Genomic DNA, 22647 nt, shown 5'->3' on the forward strand with positions numbered 1-22647 from the left:
GCCTGTCTTTTGGACAGGTTGGCCAGGTTTTTTTGGCTTATAAACAGTGAATTTGGTAATGATGCAAAATGCCGCTTGGCCCAGGTCCTGTTGAAATGGCCCTTATGACTGTCTGCGGCGCTGATTCTCCCCGTGCAAATGCACGACATCGACGAACGGCGCGATTCGGTCCATCAGCCGCTGACCCTTATGCCCTTCTTCGCCATCTTTGTTCGTGAAGCTCAGATGCCTTTCCAGGCCGTCCAGAGCATAATTCGACGTATAGAAGGTCGGCTTGCGGTTCATCCGGTAATTCAGGATGGAGCCCAACACGTGGTCGCGTACCCAGGGACTCAAATTTTCGGCGCCGATATCGTCAAAAATGAGCAGATCGCACGCCTTCATCAGCTCCACGGTCTCCTTCAGCTTCACGTTATCGCTAAGCATCCCCTTCAGATCCTCCACAAAATCAGGCATGTATACGATAACCCCGGTATGACCGGTAATCGCCAGCTCATGGAGGAGATAGCTCATCAGAAACGTTTTGCCGGTCCCGAACGATCCGTACAGATACAGTCCTTTGTTCGGCAGACCGTTCTCGCGTACTTCCCGGATATACCGGAATACCTGGTTCACCGCCGGAGCCCGGTTCCGGTCCTTGCCCATAATCTCAACCTCGTTATATCCTTCGCTTAATGCGCGCTCGTCCACGTAAAAGCTGCGGATCCGCTTCTTGATCAGGTCCTCTTGCTGCTTGGCCGTCTGCAGGGTGCAGGGAACCTTGCGTTCCACCAGCTCCGTAATCCCGTTGACGACCTCCACCTCCAGCTTGCTGTAATGACCCTGAAAATCGTTCGGGCACCGCTCGAGCCCCGGGCAGCGGTCACAGTGCCGCCGGTCGGTTGCAAACTGGTACAGCCGGGTCACGTTCATCCGCAGCAGCGATTCTTCCAGCTCCGGATGCTCCTGCCGCAGCTCCCGTACCGCCGGATCCCTCAGCAGTTCGTCCGCGATCTCCTGCGACCGCTGTATAAAGGAAGGCCCTCTCATCTGCTTCAGCAGCTGCCCCAAAGAATCCATGCCGGTTGTCCTCCCCTCTCTTCAGGCGGTTCTATATGCCGCCCTTTTTCTTACTTGCCTGCATTTCAGCTGCCATACGCAGCATTTCCTCAAACTCTTCCTCGCTGACATCGCCGACCTGCCCGTCTTCCTGGGCCAGCGGGATATCCGGCTTCATCTTCACCGTTTTGCCGCCGTATGTACGGGTTCTTGCGCCGCCGGCTGCTGCGGCCTGCTTTCCTTTGACCTTGGACTGGTCGCGGATGTACTCCACGGCTTTCTCATAGGAGTTGACCTGCTTCAGCAGCATGTTGGAGGCGATGGCCTCGACAAAATTGCGGTTGATCCGCTGGTCGTTCCCGCCTTCGGTCAATAGGGACATCAAGTAGTGGATCAGCACATTGATGACTTCACCCGGCAGCTTGTAGCTGAGGTCGATCTTCTCGAATATATCGATAAAATTGTCCGGCACCGAGCCCGGAAAATAAGTTCTGAGCAGCTTCGTATACGGCTCATTCCGAAGCATCATATTATACTGGTGAATGTCGCATTTGGATTGGAACTGAACCGGAACGTCGACGTAATATTCCATCTGCACGGCATGCTCCAGCGGAGCCTGCTCTTCTTCCGTTTCCGCCTGCCGGAAGGAAATGACCTTTCCTGCATACACGTCCCGCTGTTCCTGGCGCCGCTTGTCCTGGCGGAACTGCAGGCTGGCCTTATGCTGGAACTCGTCGAGCAGAATGTCGCCGTCGGGCCCAAAGATGCCGTCCTCATCGAGCAGGCGGCAAATGTCCTGGACGCTGAGATCGTATTTGCGTCCGACAAAATTGATGACGCCCATCTGCTCATGGTTGAAGCGCAGCCCTTCCACATGCCGGCGGTTGGCGGAATCCCGCGGGAAGCGCAGGATGATATCGGAATAATTCAGCGCCCCTTCTTCATCGAGAACCCGAAGTCCAGGCTGTCTTGACGTGGATACCTCAGACAACGCCTGTTCCAGCTCGTAATCGATCACATGGGTGTTCAGTTCAAAAATATCGTAAAAGGCCAATGAAATATTTTCTTTATGGACGGACGATGATCCGGCATACTCTTCCGGTTCCTTCGACCACAGCTCCTCACGCAGCGACAGGACGGCAAATTTGCCGATCTTATCGCGCAGCAGCAGCGTCAAATGCTGTGTATTAAAGAACTCCGTCGGCGAGAGTGGAGCCTGGAGCTCGTATTCGTACATGTAATCTTCCTGCTCGGGCACGTAAATCCGGCAGGATTGCAGCAGCCCCACCGCTTCCAGACGGGAAGCCTGCTCAATCAGATATTTGCGTCCCTTCTCGCTCGGCTCAAGCCCAAGCGACAGGAAAATGCGCCGCTGCTGTTCAACCCGGGAGTAGCCCAGCTTCTCTGCCGGGATATGCTGAAACAGCAGGTGGTATAAGCTGATGGCAAATGCCCCGACCATGGGCTGGTATACGGAGCTGAGCATTCGGTTGTCCAGGCTGCTTAAACCAAAATCACGGAACACGCAGTACCGGTGGTTTTCGGTAAAATGCAGCAGGCTCTTCATATGCATAATCTATGCTCCCTCCCATCGATTCGTAGACTTTCTCTATTCTATCACAAAAGGGTCCGCTTCTTCTCCGTTTTTCGACAAGTCTTTCATCCCCAAATGAATCCAGTTTGCGACATCGGTGATGACCTCCTCAGGCACATTGCCGGGCAGCTTGTACTCCTCACCGGTCGAGTTCTTACTATAATATATATACATATGATTTAGTCCCGGATATGACTTAAAGGCTACGTCTTTTCGTTGGCTCAGCGCACTACTCCACACCTTAAGGCTCGGCGGAGGGACCTGCACGTCATTCTCCCCCTGGAGGATGTACATCGGGACGTTCTGATTTCTGGCGAGCAGCGGCCCGCTGTAGTTTCTGAAATCGAACCACCAATACGCGTTCGGCAGCGGAAAATGTTCCGGCAGATGCTCCTTCGAATAACCGGGGGCCTTCAGCAGCGCGACGGCTTTTTCCCATGTGTCCACCTGCTTTTGCAGACGGGCCAGCTTCTCATCTGAAGCTCCCTCTTCTTCCGCCCGCCCTAATATTCCCCGGTACTGCATCAGCATCAGGTCCTCCAGCGGTCCGGATGGGGCGGACATCACGACCGCGCCGGCGATGTGCTTGCCCGTATCCGAAGCGATGATGCGCGGGACAAGCATCCCGCCTTGGCTGTGGCCGAGCACATAAATCTGCTGCGGATCGATCCTTGGATCGGCGGCCAGCAGGGCAGCTGCGCTGACGGCATCGTCAACCGTCTCCTCCTGGACGGTAAAGGACGGGGTGGCGGAACGAAGCGGGTATTCCCGCGTCCGCTTTTCGTAGCGGAGCACCGCAATCCCTTCGCCGGCCAGTCCCACCGCCAGGTCCCTGAACAGCTTGCCTCCCCCGGAAGACTCGTCCCGGTCATTGGGGCCGGAGCCGTGAACGAGCACAAGCGCGGGAACCTTCTCCTGAACGTTCCGGGGGAGCGTCAGTGTGCCTGGAAGGAGCAGAGGGCTCTGGCCGACCTGCACTTCTTCCTCCGTGTACTTTTCCGGGTGGTCATAGGCGGGCGCCCGATAGCTGCTGGTCACATTTTCGATCCAGGCGATATCGTTCAGCAGCCCCTCCGGGCTGAACCGGAGCTCCATGCCGAACGTCTCTCCTTTTGGCGTCTGATAGACCAGACGGGCGTTGCTGCGTACGGAATCCGTATAGGCTTCGGCATGCAGCAGGCTCCAGTCGAGGCCGTACAGCTTTTCCAGCCGTTCTTCATACTTTGGAAGCGACGAAGGCGGATAAGCATCCGATAAGAATGCATCCATCATCCGTCCCGCCTCTTCCCATTTCCCATGGCGCAGCAGGGTCATCCAGTAGATCGCCCTCCCCTTCCAGTCATCCGGATCGAGGGACCAGCGATGGTCCGCCCAAGTTCCCCGGATGCCCAAAGCCCCGGCAAACGATTGGAGCGGCACGAGCAGCGCTCCTCCTCCGTCCGTCACCGCGGTACGCGCAAGTTCATACGGCGCTTGGTCCAATAAGGACTGCTTGCTGCCGGGCGTGATTTTCCAGCGGGTTTTGCCGAGCGAGACCTGAACCCGCTTGTCCGTACCGTCCCACAGCACCTTGGCGCCCAGCGCCTCGGCCGCCGTCCGGAGCGGGATCATAGTCTGCTCTCCTGCGGACGCCGCCATCGCGTTTGGTAGCGAACCTCCCGCCATCAGCCCGGTAGCAAGCACCAGACCCAATGCTTTTCTCCACATCCATCCGTCCCCCCATCATTCAACCCTTCAGCGCCGGGATAGCGCAAAACAGCCCCCCGGGTGGAGAGCTGTTTCGAAATCGGCCGGTTGGCGGCCTAGAACATTTTAAATCCGCTTCTGCGAAGCTTCTGGATGGACCAGCCGCTGATGACCGCGCCTGCCAGTCCGGCTACCCCCGTTAAATAGTCGACTACGCGAAAAGACTCCAAGTGACTGAGCAGCGACATTTGGCTGCGGTCCCATAAAGAGTATACGACCACCGGTAAAATAACGATGACAAACAAATAGCAGGGGAACCAGGTCGTTTTCATTAACATATTCAAAATAAAGCCGATGCCGAACATCATGACAAAAAATAACACCATCAGCACGAGAACGGGTATAAATTGCATCTCAGCCAAGTCACCTCTTCTTTTCTATCGCCCCGCTAAAACGGATACAAACAGGCCGTTCACAGTCTTGCCACGTTTTGTGGACTAGTAGTTAGTTTACTAAAAAAACGGTCACGAATCAACGAACAATCGGTGAATAGATTGTGACTTCATTTGCTCTTGCGCTTGCGGTTGAGCTACAATGAAGAAAAACGTCAACGACCCTGATACTCGGGTCCAGCAAGTAACCTTGGGATCCGCTTACAGGCAACTATTTATAGGAGTGATTCATAGATGAATGAAGCAGCATCAACTCTGGAGGGCTGGTACGCTCTCCACGATTTCCGTTCCATGAACTGGGCGGCATGGAAGGCCGCCGACGACGAGGACCGCGCCATGGCGCTGGACGAGCTCCAGGCGTTCCTGAACGAATGGTCCGAGGTGGAATCCAGCAAGCAGGGCAGCACAGCAGTGTACAGCATCATCGGACAGAAGGCCGATTTTGTGTTCATGCACCTGCGCGAAACGCTCGAAGACCTGAACGCCATCGAGACTGCGTTTAACAAAACGCTGTTTGCGCAATATACGACGAAGTCCTATTCCTATGTCAGCGTCGTCGAGCTCAGCAACTATCTCGCCGGTTCCGGTGAAGGTGACCCGATGGAAAATCCGCATGTCGTCGCCCGTCTGAAGCCGATCCTGCCGAAGACGAAGTACATCTGCTTCTATCCAATGAACAAAAAGCGCGATCAGGCCGATAACTGGTACATGCTTGACATGGACGACCGCCGCAACATGATGCGCAGCCACGGGCTGATCGGCCGCAGCTATGCAGGCAAAGTGAAGCAAATCATTACCGGCTCCATCGGATTCGACGATTGGGAATGGGGAGTTACTCTGTTCGCAGAGGACGCGCTTCAATTCAAGAAGCTGGTTTATGAAATGCGCTTTGATGAAGTCAGCGCCCGCTATGCCGAATTCGGCGGCTTCTTCGTAGGAGCGATTCTGACGCCGGAATCTTTTGAAGACATGCTGAAAATTTAAAATACTTTCATATATAAGAAAAACGTCTATCGACGTACTTTCAAAGAAGACAGACCGCGTCTAAAGGAAGTTTTTCTTGCGAGATCAGGAAGCAGAAGCTCCGAAACTTATACTTTTCTGATCTCTTAAAAAAAGGTTTGCCCCGAGTAAATTCAGGGCAAACCTTTTTGCTGTTTCCTTAATCCTCTTCCTGTTGTTCATCCTGCTGTTTCATCGACTCCAAAAATTCGGCGGTCGCGCGGTCACGGTCCCTTCCCTTTTCCTTCAGCCTTTCAATGGCCGGCAGGATGAGGATGTCCACTTCCTTTTGGACCGTATACGACAGATCGTACCGGTTTTGGTCCTCGAGGAAGGATCCCACTTCCATCAAGGCGTTATAACGGTCCAGTTCGTCCCGGGTCAACAATGCGCGGACTTGAACACTGCAGTGCCTCATTACAGGAATTTTCCTTTCTTCAATACCAGCGGAATGCCGCCGATAATAAATAGGTAGCGCATATCCACGATCTTCTTCAATTGAGCTGCCCGCCAGCCCTTTATATGCTTGTCGCCTACTACCGCGATACCTTCGCCTTTACCCAGGGAAGCGACGGTGCCCTTGTTGCTGAATTCGAACTTTTTCGGCTGCTGGCCGCGGATTGCCGTGACGATGTTATGAGCGCAGCACACGCCCTGCTGCATCGCGATCTGCGCCGTCGGCGGATATGGACGCCCCTCCGGATTCATAATCAGGGCGTTGTCCCCGATGACATAGATGTGGTCGCTCCCAGGCGCCCGCAAGTACTCGTCAACCTTCACCCGGCCTCTTGCCGTTTCAAAGCCGGCCGCTTCAATCATATGGTTGCCGCGGATTCCTCCGGTCCACACCACCGTAGCTGCCTTGATCTCTTCACCGGTCGCAAGCACTACGCCGTCCGGCTTGCATTCTTTGATGGCCACGCCGATTTTGAAGGTTACGCCTTTCTTGCGGAGCACTTCCATGGCATACTCCACGAGTTCCGGAGCAAAACCCGGCAGCGCCGTAGGCGCCGCTTCCACATTGTAGACATTCACAAGATTCGGATCGACATCGTATTCCTTGCACAGTGCCGGTATGCGGTCGGCCAGCTCGGCAACAAACTCAATGCCGCTGAAGCCCGCTCCCCCGACGACAAAATTGATTCTTTCCTGCGGACTGCGTTCATTTTTATACAGCGCAAACTGGTACTCGATATGCTTGCGGATCAGCCGCACCGAGTTGATGCTGCGGATCGTCATCGCATATTCGGCCATCCCCGGAATGCCGAAAGTTTCGGATTCCCCGCCGAGGGCAATGACCAGGAAATCGTAGGAGAGCGTCCCATCCTCCAGGATGACCTTCTTCTCATGCGGACGGATTTCCTGAACGGAGGATTTGACCAGATCGATCTTGAATTCGTCAATCAGCTTCGAAATCGGTACCCGTGTATTCTCGACGCTGTCCGTACCGGCAGCGGGCATATGCAAATGGGTCGTAATATAGTGGTAATCGTGACGGTTAACAAGCGTTACGTCCGCTTCATTATAATTCAATTCCTTTTGAAGGCGCTGTGCTGTCAGGATGCCGCCGTAACCCGCACCAAGGATTACTATCTTGGGAATGTTGCTCATCATCTTGCTCCTTCCAAAATGTCGGTCTCTATATATATTTGTGAACCATTACAAATGTTATTGTGAAATATTACACATTAGTTTGAACTTCAATGAATCTTTTTATCACAGGCAGCCTGTGTAAGAAAAAAAACAGCGGGAATACTACCAAAACCTGCCCGCACATAACTAAAATGATAGCCACTTTCCCATAAAAGATCAAGTATTATTTGGCCTTCCATGAGAGCATCCATGCTGTTTTCATTTTCCTTTTCATTCCAGTTTTCAGTTAAGTTTATTCTCTTATCTAAACGGAGAATTTGCAAAATAGGATGTAAACTTTTCAGCCGAAGCCCGGATGTATTATAATGAGATGGAATTTGAAGAATATACAGCGTGCTTAATTTCGCTAGCGTTCTTATTTATATTTGTTGGAGGTGCTTACACTAATGACATCGCAGCCGGCTGACATAACCGACCTGCTCATTATCGGAGGAGGTCCTGCAGGCATGTTCGCTTCTTTCTATTGCGGGATGCGCCAGGCATCAGTCACACTCATTGAAAGTATGCCCCAGCTTGGCGGGCAGCTTGCAGCCTTATATCCCGAGAAATACATTTATGACGTGGCCGGATTCCCTAAAGTAACGGCACAGGAGCTGGTCGACAATCTGCAAAAGCAGATGGACCTGTTCCAGCCGAACGTACGCCTGGAGGAAAAGGTTACTTCCCTCGTTAAGCAGGACGAACGCCATTTTGTGGTGACGACCGATAAAGGCGAATACCACTCCAAAGCCGTCATCATTACGGCCGGGGTCGGAGCCTTTGAACCCCGCAGACTGGAGCTTGAAGACGCTAGGAAATTTGAGAAAACGAATCTGCACTACTTTGTGAATGACTTAAACCGCTTCAAGGGGAAAAAGGTGCTGATCAGCGGCGGCGGAGACTCCGCGGTAGACTGGGCGCTCATGCTGGAGCCGATCGCCGAGCAGGTCACGCTGATTCACCGCCGCGACAAATTCCGTGCGCATGAGCACAGCGTCGAGAATTTGATGGCTTCCAAGGTTCAGGTCGTGACGCCGACGGAAATCACCGCCCTGCACGGGGAAGACACGATTACCAAGGTGACCTTGTCCCATGTGAAGACCAAAGAAACACAGGAGATCGAAGTCGACGACGTCATCGTGAACTTTGGCTTCGTATCTTCCCTTGGCCCGATCTCCGATTGGGGCATTCAGATCGAGAGCAACTCCATCGTGGTGGATTCCCGCATGGAGACGAACATTCCCGGCGTCTTCGCCGCCGGAGACATCACCACGTATCCGGGCAAACTGAAGCTTATCGCCGTTGGATTCGGCGAGGCGCCGACCGCGGTCAACAACGCGAAGGTATACATTGATCCGGAAGCTAAGCTGTCTCCCGGCCACAGCAGCAATATGAAACTCTAGCCCGAAGTACCGCGCAAATTGGGCACAAAAAAAAGGGTATCCTGATCTGATCGTCATGATTCAGATAGGATACCCTCATTTTGTTGCGGTGCTGCTAATCTGGAAAATAGATGTTACACCTCCACACCTTCCATAACTTCCACGTCATATGCAGCTTATAATACAACAGCATTTGTGGATGTGTACCGGGATGTGTCCTAATGAACTAAACTCTCTGATGAAGTCTCTAGATTCCTCTTGTGGATTTCGGCCAGGAGTAAAGCGATGAAATCATGATCCAGCATGAGTTCCACGGCCATATGATAAGAATCGAGCAGCAATTCATCCGACAACATAGCCATTATCTTCACATCCTTTCCTTAATTTTCCTCAAAACTATCATATCAAACTTCACATAAGAGAACAAGCGTTCGCTTTATCCACAACCTGTTGTGGAAATCCTGTGTATAATTTGTTAGCAAGTGTCGGAATACCAATAAAATTGCAGTGGATTTTGGGGATAAACGTTATACACAGGTGCTGTGCATACGACCCGGCTTCAAAAAATTTTTTCCAGTTTCATAGTCTTATATAATGATATTACCCCGCCTATATTCTCCTAAACATTGCCAGTTTTATTTATTGAGGGCGCGTATTTACTTCAAAAATCCAAATTCTCCCGCTGTGGTCCAGACCGTAGTCAAAGCCGAGCTCGCCGATGCCGGGAAAACGCCGCTCCAGAATTGCTGTACAGCGCCGGGTAAGGGAACGCATCTCTTTAAGCTTTGCTTTGGAAGAGATCTGCGGCAGGGAACGGCTCAGGCCAACGCGGCCTTTTAGCAAATAACCGCCCTTGCACAGATTGGTTACGAATAGTCCGCTGCGCGCGACTCGTCCCACCATTGCAGTAATGACCCAACGATCGTCCACTTTGACGTATTTGACACGGTAATCGATCGGACGCCCATCGACCTGGGCCAATTTAATCCCCTGCTGAATTAAATAGGTCCTTCTCACCTTCAGCTTCCGAAAACCGCTGTACATGCCGGAGAAGCTGTCAAAATAATAGGTTTGAGAGAAGCGGGTTATACTATAACCGCTGCCGGTACGGGATATTTTCATGACACCGTAACCGCCTCCGCCGACGACCGGTTTTACGACGACAAAGTCATACATCCCCAGCATTTGCTGGAGGTTCTCCCGGCTCATAGACCGGGTCTGCGGAATATATGGGGCAACATCCGGATCCGTCAGCAGCGCTTCGGTCTTCAGCCATTTGCTTGCCAGCTGTCTTCCCCCCATGTTGTCGCCTCCTTTCTATGCTCCTATGTTATTAACATACTCGTATCTACAGGTTCCCTCCTGTATGTTTGTGCATAGAAAAGGATAAACGCGTAAAAAACGGGGGATAGCGGAGCCTTGGCGTGCCTGTCTAAATCGGATATAATGAAATGAAGTGTGTAAATTTGGAATATCCTGCGAAGGAGGATAACAGCTGTGGCTCAATTTTTCGGGGTATTATACTGGGTCGGCATGATCGGCATGTCCCTTGCTCTGGTCGTGACAACCGTTTTAATCTTTGCTTTGGGCTTTAAATTTCTGAAAGACAGACGCAAAGGGCTCGGCACCTGCTGCATCGCCTTTTCAATCGTGGCGGCTGCCATGCTCGTCATGATGGTGAACAAAACGTTTATCGTTCCCGGGCTCTCCTAACGAACAAAAAAAGGCTCACAACCTGCTTCTGTACGAAGCGGGTGTGAGCCTTTTGTCTTATTCATCCGTAGTGCGAGCCCGTTAGCACTCCTCAGGAGCCGGTTTGCCTGCATCGAGCGCTGTACGGAACGAAGCGCCGCATCCGCAGGTCGCCGTAGCGTTCGGATTGTTCATGGTGAATCCGCCGCTCATGCCGGACTCCTCAAAGTCGATTTCCAGCCCGTCAATCAGGCGGAGGCTTTCTTTATCCACGACCACCTTCAGGTCGTTAACGTCCATGTATACATCATCTTCGGTTTCGGCATCGTCGAAGCCCATGGCGTAAGAAAATCCGCTGCATCCGCCGGCCTGTACCCCAAGACGGAGGAACATCCCTGGAATTTCCTGTTCGGCGAGCATTTCTTTCAGCTTATCGGAAGCGGAATCGCTAATGTTGATCATAGGTAACCCTCCTTGGTTAACTGATGTGAATTTATTCATTGCATTGCAGGGCTTCAGCAGCGCACCTGAAAGGCGGCCGAGCAAAAGTCCCGCTCTGTGTGTACATTGCACTTACCTTTAGTATACTCCACAACGTTGTTCCCCTCAAGAGAGGTTCCGCCCGGCAGCACCCCCACCGTTCCCATGATGTACCAGAAAGGCGGTCGGAACGCCGTATTCGCGCCTCCAAAAGGTATAATCAGGCTTCATCCGGAGGATTTATACCACATTTGCCCCCTTCGCAGGATCCTTAAAGATGGTATGATTTCCGGATCTTCGCATGCCGATTCTGTATAACTGTATTGCGGACCCCGGATAGGCGGTTTATAATAGGTGGGTAATGAGGGAGCAAGTGTCGGTAATTTGTCATGGAAAAGACAACGGTCTGTCACTCTGGGTTGTAACTTTTTTCACATAAAAAAAAGTCTATCGATTCATTCACAGAAGACAGGCCGCGCTTGGCGGATGTTTGTCTTGCGATTATAGAATTCTTCGGCTTCATTGAAAAATGTATACATTCTATAATCTAAAAAAGGCGGCCCCCTACTTTTTCTTTACCGGCCAAAAGCCTCTCCGGAGTGCTTACCAAAGCGTCTGGCCTTACGGCTTGGATGATCCGCTGAATACATATCCTCTGCGGTACATGGAAGACGCTGACCGATAAAATTGGCAAATCGACTGGACGGGTTGAACGCCGGACTCCTTCCAGGCGCTGCGGGTTGACTCTTGCGTCCTGCACAGGGCGTGTCTTCCGCACGACCAAAATGCGAACAGGAGGAATGGAAATGTCCACTATTGTAACATCGAACACCGAAAGACGCATGCAGGAAATCATCGAGAAGGTCCGCCAGGGTGAGCGGCTGAACCTCGAGGATGGAGTATTTCTGTATGAAACCGATGATCTGCTGACGCTGGGGCAGCTGGCGAACGAAGCCAACCTGCGCAAGAACGGCAAAAAAGTATATTTCATCGAAAACATGAGCCTGTACTTTACCAATGTCTGCGAGGCGCACTGCGCGTTCTGCAACTTCCGCAAAGACCTTGGTGATGAAGGCTCCTATACGTATTCCGGTCCTGAAATGGTCGAATACATTGAGCAGCACATTCATCCGGGCGTCCGGGAATTCCATATCGTTGGCGGACATAACCCGCACGTGCCTTTCCAATACTATGTGGATTCCCTGCAGGCGCTGACCGACCGCTTCCCGGACGTAACGCTTAAAGCCTATACAGCGGCCGAAATCGACTTCTTCACCCGCATCAGCGGCCTCAGCATCAAGGAAGTGCTACAGGAGCTGCAAAAAGCGGGACTGAAATCGCTGACCGGCGGCGGTGCGGAAATTTTGTCCGACCAATACCGCAAAAAAATGCGGGTGGAAAAGGCTAACGTCGAGCAATACCTCGAGGTACACCGGACGGCGCATAACCTGGGCATGAAGACGCATACTACCATGCTGTACGGATCGATCGAGTCCCATGAAGACCGGATCCGCCACATGATGCAGATTCGCGACCTTCAGGACGAAACGAACGGATTTATGGTATTTATTCCTCTTTCCATGCAGCCAAGAAATAAAAATGCCGGCATCATGCGCCGTAACTCCGCCTACGAGGATCTGAAGACCATTGCCATCAGCCGTCTGATGCTGGACAACATCGACCACGTGAAGGCTTACTTCATTAATATCGGGCCGCAGCTGACCCAGGTTGCGCTGAGCTTCGGCGCTTCCGACGTCCATGGCACCATCCTTAAGGAACGCATCAGCCACGCCGCAGGCGCGCTCACTCCGGAAGGCCTCACCCGCGATGAGCTGATCTGGCTAGTCAAAGGCGCAGGACGCATTCCTGTGGAACGCGATACGTTTTATAATGAAATAAAAGTTTATGAATAAGTAAGAGGAATTTTATACCTTTCCTCAAACCCGACGTATGAGAAAGGAAAGACGGACATATGAGAAAATTCGTCATCCTGGGTGGAGGTTACGGAGGCCTTGCATTGATTCAAGGTCTCCTGAACAACCACTTCCCCCAAGATATGGAGCTGATTTTGATTGACCGCATGCCTTTCCAAGGCATTAAAACCGAGTATTACGCGCTTGCGGCAGGGACGGCAAGCGACTATGATCTGCGCATCCAGTTTCCGAACCATCCCCAGCTCACGAAAAAATACGGCGAAGTCACATCCATCGATCTGGAAGGCAAGCGGGTACACCTCGAAGGCGACGACCCGATCGAATACGACTACCTGACGATCGCCCTGGGCTGTACCGACCGTTATCACGGCATACCTGGCGCGGATCAATTCACGAACAGCATCCAGACGTTCTCAAGCACGCGCCAAACCTATCAGCGCTTGAATGATGTCAAGCCGTACGGAAACGTACATATTATCGGCGGCGGCCTCAGCGGCGTTGAAACGGCTGCGGAGCTGCGGGAGAGCCGTCCGGATCTTAACATCACGATTCTGGACCGGGGCAGCCGGGTGCTCTCCTCCTTCCCGCAGACGGTTTCCTTGTACGTGGAGCAGTGGTTCATGGATCATGAAGTGAATACGCGCTCCCACATATCCGTGTGCCGGGTGGAAGACGGTGTCGTCTATAACGGGGATGAAGCAATCTACACCGACGCCGCGGTTTGGACGGGCGGCATTCAGCCGGTGAAGGTCGTTCAGGATTTGAACGTGCCGAAGGATCCGGGAGGCCGGGTCGTGGTCAACACGTATTCCCAAATTCCGGATTACCCGGAAGTGTACGTCGTGGGGGACTGCGCCAGCATTCCGTTCGCTCCCAGCGCCCAGGCGGCAGGAGCCCAGGCCAGACAAGTGGCCGACGTGATCCATGCGCTCTGGAAAGGCGAAACGCCGAAGATCCACAAGATCCACCTCCGTGGAACCCTTGGGTCGCTTGGCAGCAAGGCGGGCTTTGGCCTGATGGGGAAAACTTCGGTAAAAGGAAGAGTACCCCGCCTGTTAAAAAGCGGGGTACTCTGGAAGTCCAGACGCCATTTTGGCTAATCCAGCTCGAGGCTGTCCCAAGCCTCGAGTTCTTTTATTTTGGCCATAATGGCCTCATACAGCTCATCGGCGCTGTCCGCATCTATAATCTCACCGTTCACCATGGCGAAGGGCATCATGGCACATTGGCCGCAATTGCTCAGGCATCCGTATTCGATAACGTCATAATCCGGATTCTCCTCCAGCTTCTCCATGACTTCATCGGTTCCGAAATGCATGTTGTTGGTGCAAAACTCGATGATGGGTCTCAATGATATCACCTGCTTTAGGTATTGATTCTTAGGTAGGCCTTATCTTAGTTTACCGGGTGAGCCGAATAATATCAACGGCCTTGTCCGATTCAGCATATATAGCCATTTTATTTTGTCTCGGTTTGTAATATAATAAAGATTACAGGAAAGGAGTTGAAATCAATGAGCGAAAACGCACAGAGCACCATGTATGATGAAGTAGCGGAAGTGCTTGATAAGCTTCGCCCGTTCCTTCAACGCGATGGCGGCGACGTGGAATTGGTTGACGTGGAAGACGGCATCGTGAAGTTGAAACTGATGGGTGCCTGCGGCAGCTGCCCAAGCTCCACCATTACATTGAAAGCCGGGATCGAACGCGCCCTCGTTGAGGAAGTTGAAGGAATCAACGACGTTATTCAAGTATTCTAATCCCATTCAATAGCAAGAAGAGACCTGACTTCATCGAAGACGGGTCTCTTCTTTTTTTTGTGGCTTGGGGCGCCATAACAGGCGCTCACATCCCGTGATCGGCCGGACCAATCCAGGGACGGATCGGATCCAGCCCGCCGGAGATGTCCATAATGTTGCCGGTGATAAAATCGGAAGCGTCGCGGCACAAGTACTCGATCACGCGCGCGATATCTTCGCCGCTGCCGGGTCTGCCCCGCGGCGTCTCGCCGTCCTGCAACCCGGCGACCTCGGCAATGGTCTTCTCTTTGTTATCCCCGCGGATGTCCCCGGGACACACCATATTCACCGTAATGCCATACGGGGCTTCCTCGACCGCCAGCGTCTTCGTAAAAGAAACCAGTCCGGTCTTGGCGGCAGCGTACACCGCCCGGTGCGGCCACGCTCTCGATTCCGCCGCATGGCCGAAGCCGAAGTGGACGATTCTTCCCCAGCGCTTAGTCCGCATCGCAGGCAGCACCAAATGGTCCAACAGCATCGTGCCGACCAGATTGCCCTGGATGAGCGACAAAATTTCCGTCTGGGTATAATCGGAGAACCGTTTACGCTCGCGGATAAAAGGTCCCGCGTTGTTCACGACGATGTCCGGACTGCCGAGCTCGGACTCGACGCGAGCCACCAACTGCTCCAGCTGGCCCGTATCGGAGACATCAGCTTGCACGGCGATGCTGCGCACGCCTAGTCCCTCGATGACCGCCCGCAGTTCCTCCGCTTCGCGGCGGCTGTGGACATAGTTAAGCGCGACGTCGCAGCCGGAACGTGCCAGCGTGAGCGCCGTCATTTTGCCAAGTCCCTTGGCACTGCCTGTGATCAGGGCAACCTTTCCCCTCAAAATGCCACCCTCCTTTCTGCTATCCGAACTTCCCATCCTTTGATCCATTCGATGACACATCATTCCTATTAAAAATATAATGGTGTATGTATGTACAAACCTCACGCAAGATCATTGATCCTGTATAGTATAAAAGATTTCACGGCACCGCCGCAACTTGGAAACCCTGTACAGCCGGGCCGCGAGGAAAAGCGAGCCAAATAAAAAATGTTTGCCCGATGCAGATGCAAATAAAAAAGCCGCAGGGGATGAACCCCTTGCGGCTGTGCTGCGCATTTCGCAGGCTTTAGAATGCCGGGATAACGGCACCTTTATACGTGTCTTCGATGAACTTCTTCACGTCGTCGGAAGTCAGGGCAGCAGCCAGCTTCTTGATGGCGTCGGAGTCTTTGTTGTCCGGACGTGCCACCAGAATGTTAACATAAGGGCTGTCTTTGCCTTCGATGAAGAGCGCGTCTTTCGTTGGATCAAGGCTGGCTTCCAGCGCGTAGTTGGTGTTGATGACGGCCAGGTCGAATTCGCTCAGCTGACGCGGCAGCATTGCTGCATCGACTTCCTTGATTTTCAGGTTTTTCGGATTCGCGGTAATGTCCTTCACCGTAGATTCCACTTTATTCGGATCCTTCAAAGTAATCAAGCCTTGCTTGGCCAGCAGGCTGAGCGCGCGTCCGCCGTTTGTCGCATCGTTCGGAATGCCGACAGTTGCGCCGTCCGGAATTTCGTCAGCACTTTTCACTTTTTTGGAATAAGCACCAAGCGGCTCGAGGTGAACGCCTACTACCGGAACAAGGTCCATCTTGCGCTGTTTGTTTTCATTGTCGAGGTAAGGCTGATGCTGGAAAAAGTTAGCGTCGAGCTGTTTCTGGAACGTCTGCACGTTCGGCTGCACATAATCGGAAAACTCTTTGATGACGAGCTTCACGCCCTCTTTTTCAAGCGCAGGCTGGATATGCTTCAAAATTTCGGCATGAGGCTTCGCCGTTGCGCCAACCGTCAGTGTAACCGTTTCGGCTGCAGCCGGTTTGTCCGTGGATTCGCCCGCAGCATCGCTGCTGCTGTTATTCGGCTTGCTGCCGCACGCGGCGAGCACGACAACCAGGGCCAAGGTCAGAAAAGAAACGAGCCATTTTTTCATTGAATAAATCCCCCTTAAATTCATAAGAATAATATGATTTATATTAGAAAGGCAGTGCTTTGATGTTACCTGCCTTGCCTTTCCAGGTCAAATCCGGTGATCCGGATGCATGACTGTGAGCCAAACACGTTGTACGCCTTACTTTCTGGTAAAGTGACGCACCAGCCGGTCGCCCGCCATTTGCAGCAGCTGCACCAGCACGATCATGAAGATGACGGAAATAATCATGACGGTCGTTTCATAGCGGTAATAACCGTAGCGGATGGCCAAATCGCCGAGACCGCCGCCGCCAACCATCCCCGACATCGCCGTATAGGATACGAGTGTCACGACCGTAATCGTAATTCCGGCCAGCAGGCCTGGTCTTGCTTCGGGCAGCAGCACCCGCGTGATGACCTGCCAGGTCGAAGCGCCCATCGAATGCGCCGCCTCGATTACGCCGCGGTCCACTTCGCGCAGCGATGTTTCGACCAGTCTGGCGAAGAACGGCGCAGCGGCGATCACCAGCGGCGGAATCGTCCCCAGCACCCCGAAGGTAACGCCGACGATCGCTTTCGTGACCGGGATCAGGGCGACGATCAGGATGATAAACGGGACCGAACGGAGGATGTTCACGATAAAGGAAATGACCGCATAGACGGCACGCACCCAGCCCGTCGTCGAGCGCGATGCCATAAACAGCAAGATGCCGATCGGAAGACCGAGGATAAAGGTGAACACCGCGGAAGCCCCGAGCATTTTCAGCGTATCCAGGGTGGCTACGCCGATCTCGTTCCAGTCAACCGAGGAAAAATCCAAACCCCACATCAGTTCATCACCTCCACGTCAAGCCCTTGCTCGCTCAGCTTCGCGAGCGTCGCATCGATCTGCTCCCGTCCGCCCTCGAAGCGGACGATCAGCTGCCCGTACGGGGTATCTTTAATGGTGGAAATGGTGCCCTGCAGGATGGCGAAATCCGCACCCGTCTCGCGCACGGTCCGGGACAGGATGGACTCGTACGTTTTGCTGCCGAGAAACGTAATTTTCACAGCCTGCGCCGAACCCGTTCCGGAAGCCTGGGCAGCCAGCTCAAGCGGTTCGCCCTGGCCCTGCTCCCCGCGGACAAAATCCTTGGTCACGGGGTGCTGCGGCTTCAGGAATACGTCCGTGACCGCCCCCTCTTCAACGATGCCGCCTTGATGGATCACGGCCACCCGGTCGCAGATGCTCTGGATGACGTGCATCTCATGGGTGATCAGGACAATCGTCAGATTAAACCTCTGGTTAATGTCCAGCAGAAGCTTCAGAATCGAATCCGTCGTCTGCGGATCGAGCGCCGAAGTCGCTTCGTCGCACAGCAGCACCTGCGGGTCGCTGGCCAGCGCGCGGGCGATGCCCACCCTCTGCTTCTGTCCTCCCGACAACTGGGCCGGATATTTATTGCGATGGGCTTCCAGCCCGACCAGCGCGATCAGCTCGTTGACCTTGGCCTCCACCTCCGCCTTGCCCTTACGGGCCAACCGGAGCGGAAAGGCGATGTTGTCATACACCGTCGCCGAGCTCAGCAGATTGAAATGCTGAAAAATCATCCCGATCTTCCGCCGTTCGTTCTGCAGCCGCTGCTTGCTCAGGCCCGTCAGGTTAACGCCGCCTACCCATACTTCTCCGGAGGTCGGGCGTTCCAGCAGGTTCATGCACCGGATCAAGGTGCTCTTTCCTGCGCCCGAGTGGCCGATCACGCCGAAAATTTCTCCTTTATGAATGCTGAGGTTCAGCCCGGACAAAGCCTCCGTCGCCTTTGCCCCTTGGCCGTACCTTTTCGTCAGCTGCTTCAGTTCGATCAACCGAAGGGCCCCCCTCTCTTCCCCCTATCCTACCCGAATAGGGTTCGCATAATCTATCTAAATGACCAGTCTATTCTATCGAATCCAGGCAAAATAAAAAGCCCCTCTGACAGAATCAGAAAAGGGGCTCCCTTATTTGTAAAAGTCGCTGCCTTCTCATCTGCCAACCCGCAGCTTAAGCTGCAGCTTGTAGGAATTAGCACCATGACATTCAAGTAACGGCGGATGCCGTGCTCAAATCGGTTGCCGGGCTTCATCGGGCCTGTCCCTCCGCCTCTCTCGATAAGAAAAGATTATGAAATTAATGATGACGTGTTTTCATTTTTACAGTATAGATATATTTGCGCACTTTGTCAAAAGGAAATTTGTTGTATCCCTTTATGGATGCATGCCTTCCTTTTTCCACAGCTTGTTGGCGTAATGAAAGGATGCCGAGAGCGACTTGCATACCATGTCCAGCCCCTGCTTCAGCTCGCTCAAATGCTGGTCCAGATCCTCCAGCTCGACCTTATCCTTAAGACCTTGGTGCCGCTGCCACAAGTCATCCTGCATCTCGGAGTTCATGTAATGAACCTCTGCATTGCGCCGTTTGCGCAGCACGTTCAGAGCGCTCTTGTATTCGTCCTTGATCTCTGACAGCTGCCCGGCCAGGCCTTCATGGGTTTTCATGTAGTGAAACTGCCGGAGCACCGTAAAATAGGAAAAATGCGGTTTGTTCTTCTGCGTGTTCAGATCAAACAGATCATTGAGTACCGTTCCGAGCTTGTCCAGAACGGAAAAAACGCGAATAAACCCGTTTTTATAAAAGTATACGTACCTGGCGTACTCGGCCTGCTCCTCAATCGTCATGTCATCCACATAACCGGCCTTGACCGATTGACGGAAAAAGGAAGCGGCATACCAGCTCTGCTCCAATTCATCCAGGGAAGACACCAAACCGCGTGTCCATATCTCCAGTTTGCGGTAATCATGGCTGGGATCCTCATTCTTTTCGATCTCGTTCTGGAGCAAATGGATCGTCTCCACCATCGTTTCGATGGCATCTTCGAGCAGCCCGTTATTTTGGCGGGGCATCTCTCCAAGCAGCGTTCGCAGCATCGGCATTCTCTCCCTGATCAGTATTTACGCAAAATAACTGTTCCAGCGTTCATCCACCTTTTTGACGATATCCTCCCGCGGAATCAGTTCGTCCGGATACCCGGTTTTCATGCGTGCATCCACTACAATCGGCAGCCGGTACGACAGATGGTGATTCCGCACTTCGGCACCCGCATAGATGTCCGTAGCCGGGTTGAAGCGCGTAAACACCGTCCACAGGAAGGACGTCTGGTCGGCTGCCGTCTCGCGGGCATCGTCCACCAGAAGGACGAGCGGCCATTCGGTTCCCTTCTCCTGCAGCCGCTGCAGCAAGCGCTCCGGCAGCTCCGGCTCGTCCTCGTACCCTGCGCCTGAGACAAGGAGGCATCCTCCGCAGTAAGGAACAATCTGTTCGATCTCCGCGATCGGCCCCTCTCCATAAGCACGCGGCAGCTCGCGAACCGGCTCCCCGATCCCCATCAGCACGGCTTTGCTGCCGTGGTTCAGCTTGCGTCCGGTGTAATCGAGCGTATCGTGGGATGTCTTATTAAATATAAACAGATCGACGGCCGGGTTAAACCGCGCAAGCACCGTTTCCAGCAGTTCGCTGGCGTTCTCGAGATCGACCGGCTGGTCGGTCAGGATCAGGAATTTGGTCAGGGACAGCTGACCTTCACCCAGCATCCGGAAGGCGGATACGAGCGCCTCGCGGGAGTAACTGACGCGGACAATCGCCGAAGCAAGGGCATGGAATCCCGTCTCGGCATATGTCCACAGCGACTTGATCGAAGGCATGACGAGCGGGAAGGCCGGCGACAGCAGACGCTGCAGAAATTCGCCCATGAAATAGTCCTCCTGCCGCGGCTTGCCTACGATCGTCGCCGGATAAATGGCGTCCTTGCGGTGCCACATATGGTTGACGTGAAAGACCGGAAAGTCATGCATCAGGGAGTAATACCCGTAATGGTCCCCGAACGGGCCTTCCGGACGCCGTTCGAACGGCGGGACGAGGCCGCTGATCGCAAACTCGGCTTCCGCCGGAATCCGGTGCCCGCCGAGCGGATTTTCCACCATCGGCAGCTTTTCGCCGAGAATCATGGACGTGAGCAGCAGCTCGGGCAGCATTTCCGGGCCCGGTGCAATCGCCGACGCGATCAGGGCCGGCGGTCCGCCGAGGAACGTCGTCATGCGCAGCGCTTCGCCGCGCTGCTCGGCTTCGTGGTAATGGAAGCCGCCGCCCTTGTGGATCTGCCAGTGAATACCGGTCGTCTGGTTGTCATAAATCTGCATGCGGTACATGCCCAGATTGTGGTCCTTGGGCCGCGATGGGCTCTCCGTATAAACAAGAGGCAGCGTAATGAACGGGCCGCCGTCTTCCTGCCAGCTTGTGACCCGCGGCAGGTCTTTCAGCGGCTGGTCGCTGCGGGAGACACCGAGCACAGGGGCATCGCCCATCGGTACGGTTTTCATGCCTACCTTTAGAATGTCCTTGATCAGGCCGCGTTCATTCCACAGCGCCGACAGCGTCGGCGGAAGCATCGTATCGAGCGCACCCACCAGGGACTTCATCAGCTCCTCCGGACGCGGTCCGAACGCCATGTCTACGCGCCGGCTGGTACCGAACAGATTCGTAGCCACGGGAAACGGAGTCCCCTGTACATTCGTAAACAGCAGCGCCGGCCCCTGTTCGTCGATGACCCTGCGGTGGATCTCCGCCAGCTCCAGGTACGGATCCACGGGAGCCTCGATCACTTTCAGGTCATTTTCCTTGCGCAAGGCTTCGAGCCATTGGCGTAAATTTTGATAGCTCACACGATCATTCCTCTCCAGAATAAGCCAAAAAATAATAAATAAACTTACAAACAAAGCCCTCGAATCACTTCGCGGACTTTGGATGTGCAGCGGTATTCAGTTCATCGTTTGCCGCCCTGCGGCTCAAAGCCGATTCCCCGGGCGGCCGAAGCGGACTTCGGCTGCTGAAGCGTCGCCCTTCCGGTCTGCCAGACACGGACGCTCAAATAACAGAGCACGCCGAACAGAGACGAAATCAGCAGATTGTGCAGCAGCGCAGAAAAGATGTAAACCTCCGGCTTGTTCAGCGTCGACACGATCGCCGCCCCGCTGAACACCTGCATCAGGCACAGCGTTACCGCGGCGATGCCGAGGCCCTGCAGCTCCCGGTTCCCCCGGTTCAGCCGGTAGCCGCAGACGGCCAGTACGGCGATGGCGATCAGCAGCAGCAGTGCCGCGATCCGGTGGATAAACGCGATAGTCACCCCTCCGGACAGCTCGGGAATGAACTTCCCGTTGCACAGCGGCCATCCCAGGCACCCCCCCGCCGAGTTGGTGTGGCTGACATATGCTCCGATATAAACGACGATATAGGAGTAGATGGTCACGGCCCATGTATAGCCGCGGAAGGTCGCACTGACGCGCGATGTACCGCCGGACGGGTACGAAGCCTCGCCCAGTTTGTCCATCCTGCGGGCGCCTAAGGCCAGCATCAGCGAGCTGGCAAATGCGATCAGCGAGAAACCGAAGTGGAAGGCAAGCACGGCCGAGGACTGGTCATACACGACGGCCATTGCCCCCATGACAGCCTGAACCAATACGAAAATAAGGGTCAACACCGAATACGTGCGCAGGTCACGCCGGTTCTTGGCGAACAGATGGAAGGCGACCACCACCGCGACCGCTGTAAGCCCTGCCAGCCCGCTGACCAGCCGGTGCGAATATTCAATTAATGAGGCGATGGTATGCGCCGGTACGAACTCCCCGTGACACAGCGGCCATTCATGCCCGCATCCGAGTCCGGAATCGGTCTTGGTAACCACGGTTCCGCCGAACGTCGCAAAAAACATCACGACAAACGTTAAATAACTGAGCCATTTCAATTGTCTGGTATTCAAAATTCTCTCACCTGCTGCTCATAATAAAAACTTTACCACTGAAGACAGGTACCTCAATATTTTACCAATCTCATCTATTATACCTGATTCCTTGACATACATCACGGCCACTTTGTGACAAAATGTCGGAGAAATGTCGGAAAAATGAAACAGCCCCACGAAGTGGGGCCTTTGCTTCGCT

Annotated in this window: 24 protein-coding genes and 1 riboswitch; of the genes, 6 read left to right on the forward strand and 18 right to left on the reverse strand. The window is 53.8% G+C overall.

What is annotated here, in order from left to right:
* Positions 1-102: 102 nt before the first annotated feature.
* From dnaI to BCV73_RS21370, 4 genes are all read right to left on the reverse strand, one after another.
* A complete protein-coding gene (gene dnaI / locus BCV73_RS21355) occupies positions 103-1059 on the reverse strand; it encodes a primosomal protein DnaI (protein WP_089548460.1) in 957 nt (318 codons plus the stop codon).
* Positions 1060-1090: 31 nt separating this feature from the next.
* Entirely contained in the window at positions 1091-2611 is a 1521-nt protein-coding gene (locus tag BCV73_RS21360; RefSeq protein ID WP_076174045.1) for a replication initiation and membrane attachment family protein, read from the reverse strand.
* 36 nt (positions 2612-2647) lie between these two features.
* Positions 2648-4339, reverse strand: a complete 1692-nt coding sequence (locus BCV73_RS21365; RefSeq protein WP_089548461.1) for an alpha/beta hydrolase family protein — start codon at positions 4337-4339, stop codon at positions 2648-2650.
* Between the two features lie 95 nt (positions 4340-4434).
* Positions 4435-4731: a YuiB family protein gene (locus tag BCV73_RS21370; RefSeq protein ID WP_076174042.1), complete on the reverse strand. Its 297-nt coding sequence runs from the start codon at positions 4729-4731 to the stop codon at positions 4435-4437.
* 273 nt (positions 4732-5004) lie between these two features.
* Between BCV73_RS21370 and hemQ the strand changes: the two genes are divergently transcribed.
* Positions 5005-5754, forward strand: coding sequence for a hydrogen peroxide-dependent heme synthase (hemQ, locus tag BCV73_RS21375; protein ID WP_076174040.1), 750 nt, complete (start codon positions 5005-5007; stop codon positions 5752-5754).
* Positions 5755-5932: 178 nt separating this feature from the next.
* On the opposite strand, the gene BCV73_RS21380 is transcribed toward hemQ, so the two are convergent.
* The 3 genes from BCV73_RS21380 to BCV73_RS35465 form a co-directional block, all read right to left on the reverse strand.
* Positions 5933-6190, reverse strand: a complete 258-nt coding sequence (locus tag BCV73_RS21380) for a hypothetical protein (RefSeq protein ID WP_076173728.1) — start codon at positions 6188-6190, stop codon at positions 5933-5935.
* Positions 6190-7383, reverse strand: a complete 1194-nt coding sequence (locus tag BCV73_RS21385) for an NAD(P)/FAD-dependent oxidoreductase (RefSeq protein ID WP_076173727.1) — start codon at positions 7381-7383, stop codon at positions 6190-6192. The genes BCV73_RS21380 and BCV73_RS21385 overlap by 1 nt, the downstream gene beginning before the upstream one ends.
* Positions 7384-7472: 89 nt before the next feature.
* Complete coding sequence (locus BCV73_RS35465; protein WP_218828166.1) at positions 7473-7688, reverse strand: hypothetical protein; 216 nt, start codon at positions 7686-7688, stop codon at positions 7473-7475.
* A 123-nt stretch (positions 7689-7811) separates the two neighbouring features.
* Here BCV73_RS35465 and BCV73_RS21390 point away from each other — a divergent pair, with 123 nt between their 5' ends.
* The gene (locus tag BCV73_RS21390) at positions 7812-8807 is read left to right on the forward strand and encodes an NAD(P)/FAD-dependent oxidoreductase (RefSeq protein ID WP_076173725.1); all 996 of its coding nucleotides are present in this window, start codon (positions 7812-7814) and stop codon (positions 8805-8807) included.
* 197 nt (positions 8808-9004) lie between these two features.
* Here the strand turns inward: BCV73_RS21390 and sda are convergent, their stop codons facing one another.
* Positions 9005-9148: a sporulation histidine kinase inhibitor Sda gene (sda, locus tag BCV73_RS21395; protein ID WP_089548462.1), complete on the reverse strand. Its 144-nt coding sequence runs from the start codon at positions 9146-9148 to the stop codon at positions 9005-9007.
* Positions 9149-9425: 277 nt separating this feature from the next.
* On the reverse strand, positions 9426-10088 hold the full coding sequence (locus tag BCV73_RS21400) for a YheC/YheD family protein (protein WP_076173724.1): 663 nt from the start codon (positions 10086-10088) through the stop codon (positions 9426-9428).
* Positions 10089-10283: 195 nt separating this feature from the next.
* Here BCV73_RS21400 and BCV73_RS21405 point away from each other — a divergent pair, with 195 nt between their 5' ends.
* Positions 10284-10499, forward strand: coding sequence for a hypothetical protein (locus BCV73_RS21405; RefSeq protein ID WP_076173723.1), 216 nt, complete (start codon positions 10284-10286; stop codon positions 10497-10499).
* An 81-nt stretch (positions 10500-10580) separates the two neighbouring features.
* On the opposite strand, the gene BCV73_RS21410 is transcribed toward BCV73_RS21405, so the two are convergent.
* The gene (locus BCV73_RS21410; RefSeq protein ID WP_076173722.1) at positions 10581-10940 is read right to left on the reverse strand and encodes a HesB/IscA family protein; all 360 of its coding nucleotides are present in this window, start codon (positions 10938-10940) and stop codon (positions 10581-10583) included.
* Positions 10941-11764: 824 nt separating this feature from the next.
* Here BCV73_RS21410 and mqnE point away from each other — a divergent pair.
* Positions 11765-12871 (forward strand): aminofutalosine synthase MqnE, encoded by a 1107-nt coding sequence (gene mqnE / locus BCV73_RS21415; RefSeq protein ID WP_076173721.1) that lies wholly within the window; start codon positions 11765-11767, stop codon positions 12869-12871.
* A gap of 59 nt (positions 12872-12930) precedes the next feature.
* Positions 12931-13992: an NAD(P)/FAD-dependent oxidoreductase gene (locus tag BCV73_RS21420; RefSeq protein WP_089548463.1), complete on the forward strand. Its 1062-nt coding sequence runs from the start codon at positions 12931-12933 to the stop codon at positions 13990-13992.
* Here BCV73_RS21420 and BCV73_RS21425 read toward each other — a convergent pair.
* On the reverse strand, positions 13989-14243 hold the full coding sequence (locus BCV73_RS21425) for a YuzB family protein (RefSeq protein WP_076173719.1): 255 nt from the start codon (positions 14241-14243) through the stop codon (positions 13989-13991). The two genes, BCV73_RS21420 and BCV73_RS21425, sit on opposite strands and share 4 nt — an antisense overlap.
* Positions 14244-14405: 162 nt before the next feature.
* Between BCV73_RS21425 and BCV73_RS21430 the strand changes: the two genes are divergently transcribed.
* A complete protein-coding gene (locus BCV73_RS21430) occupies positions 14406-14651 on the forward strand; it encodes a NifU family protein (protein ID WP_076173718.1) in 246 nt (81 codons plus the stop codon).
* Between the two features lie 85 nt (positions 14652-14736).
* Here the strand turns inward: BCV73_RS21430 and BCV73_RS21435 are convergent, their stop codons facing one another.
* From BCV73_RS21435 to BCV73_RS21465, 7 genes are all read right to left on the reverse strand, one after another.
* The gene (locus BCV73_RS21435) at positions 14737-15522 is read right to left on the reverse strand and encodes an SDR family oxidoreductase (protein ID WP_089548464.1); all 786 of its coding nucleotides are present in this window, start codon (positions 15520-15522) and stop codon (positions 14737-14739) included.
* 286 nt (positions 15523-15808) lie between these two features.
* Entirely contained in the window at positions 15809-16657 is an 849-nt protein-coding gene (locus BCV73_RS21440) for a MetQ/NlpA family ABC transporter substrate-binding protein (protein WP_089548465.1), read from the reverse strand.
* A gap of 138 nt (positions 16658-16795) precedes the next feature.
* A complete protein-coding gene (locus tag BCV73_RS21445) occupies positions 16796-17464 on the reverse strand; it encodes a methionine ABC transporter permease (RefSeq protein WP_089548466.1) in 669 nt (222 codons plus the stop codon).
* Positions 17464-18480, reverse strand: coding sequence for a methionine ABC transporter ATP-binding protein (locus tag BCV73_RS21450; protein WP_089548467.1), 1017 nt, complete (start codon positions 18478-18480; stop codon positions 17464-17466). The genes BCV73_RS21445 and BCV73_RS21450 overlap by 1 nt, the downstream gene beginning before the upstream one ends.
* Positions 18481-18633: 153 nt before the next feature.
* A riboswitch (SAM riboswitch) is annotated at positions 18634-18769 on the reverse strand.
* An 89-nt stretch (positions 18770-18858) separates the two neighbouring features.
* Positions 18859-19578: a Cthe_2314 family HEPN domain-containing protein gene (locus BCV73_RS21455; protein WP_076173708.1), complete on the reverse strand. Its 720-nt coding sequence runs from the start codon at positions 19576-19578 to the stop codon at positions 18859-18861.
* 24 nt (positions 19579-19602) lie between these two features.
* Positions 19603-21369, reverse strand: coding sequence for a UbiD family decarboxylase (locus tag BCV73_RS21460; RefSeq protein WP_089548468.1), 1767 nt, complete (start codon positions 21367-21369; stop codon positions 19603-19605).
* A gap of 101 nt (positions 21370-21470) precedes the next feature.
* On the reverse strand, positions 21471-22466 hold the full coding sequence (locus BCV73_RS21465) for a COX15/CtaA family protein (RefSeq protein WP_089548469.1): 996 nt from the start codon (positions 22464-22466) through the stop codon (positions 21471-21473).
* Positions 22467-22647: the final 181 nt, after the last annotated feature.

The organism is Paenibacillus sp. SSG-1 (assembly GCF_002224835.1).
GTDB lineage: Bacteria > Bacillota > Bacilli > Paenibacillales > Paenibacillaceae > Paenibacillus_AQ > Paenibacillus_AQ favisporus.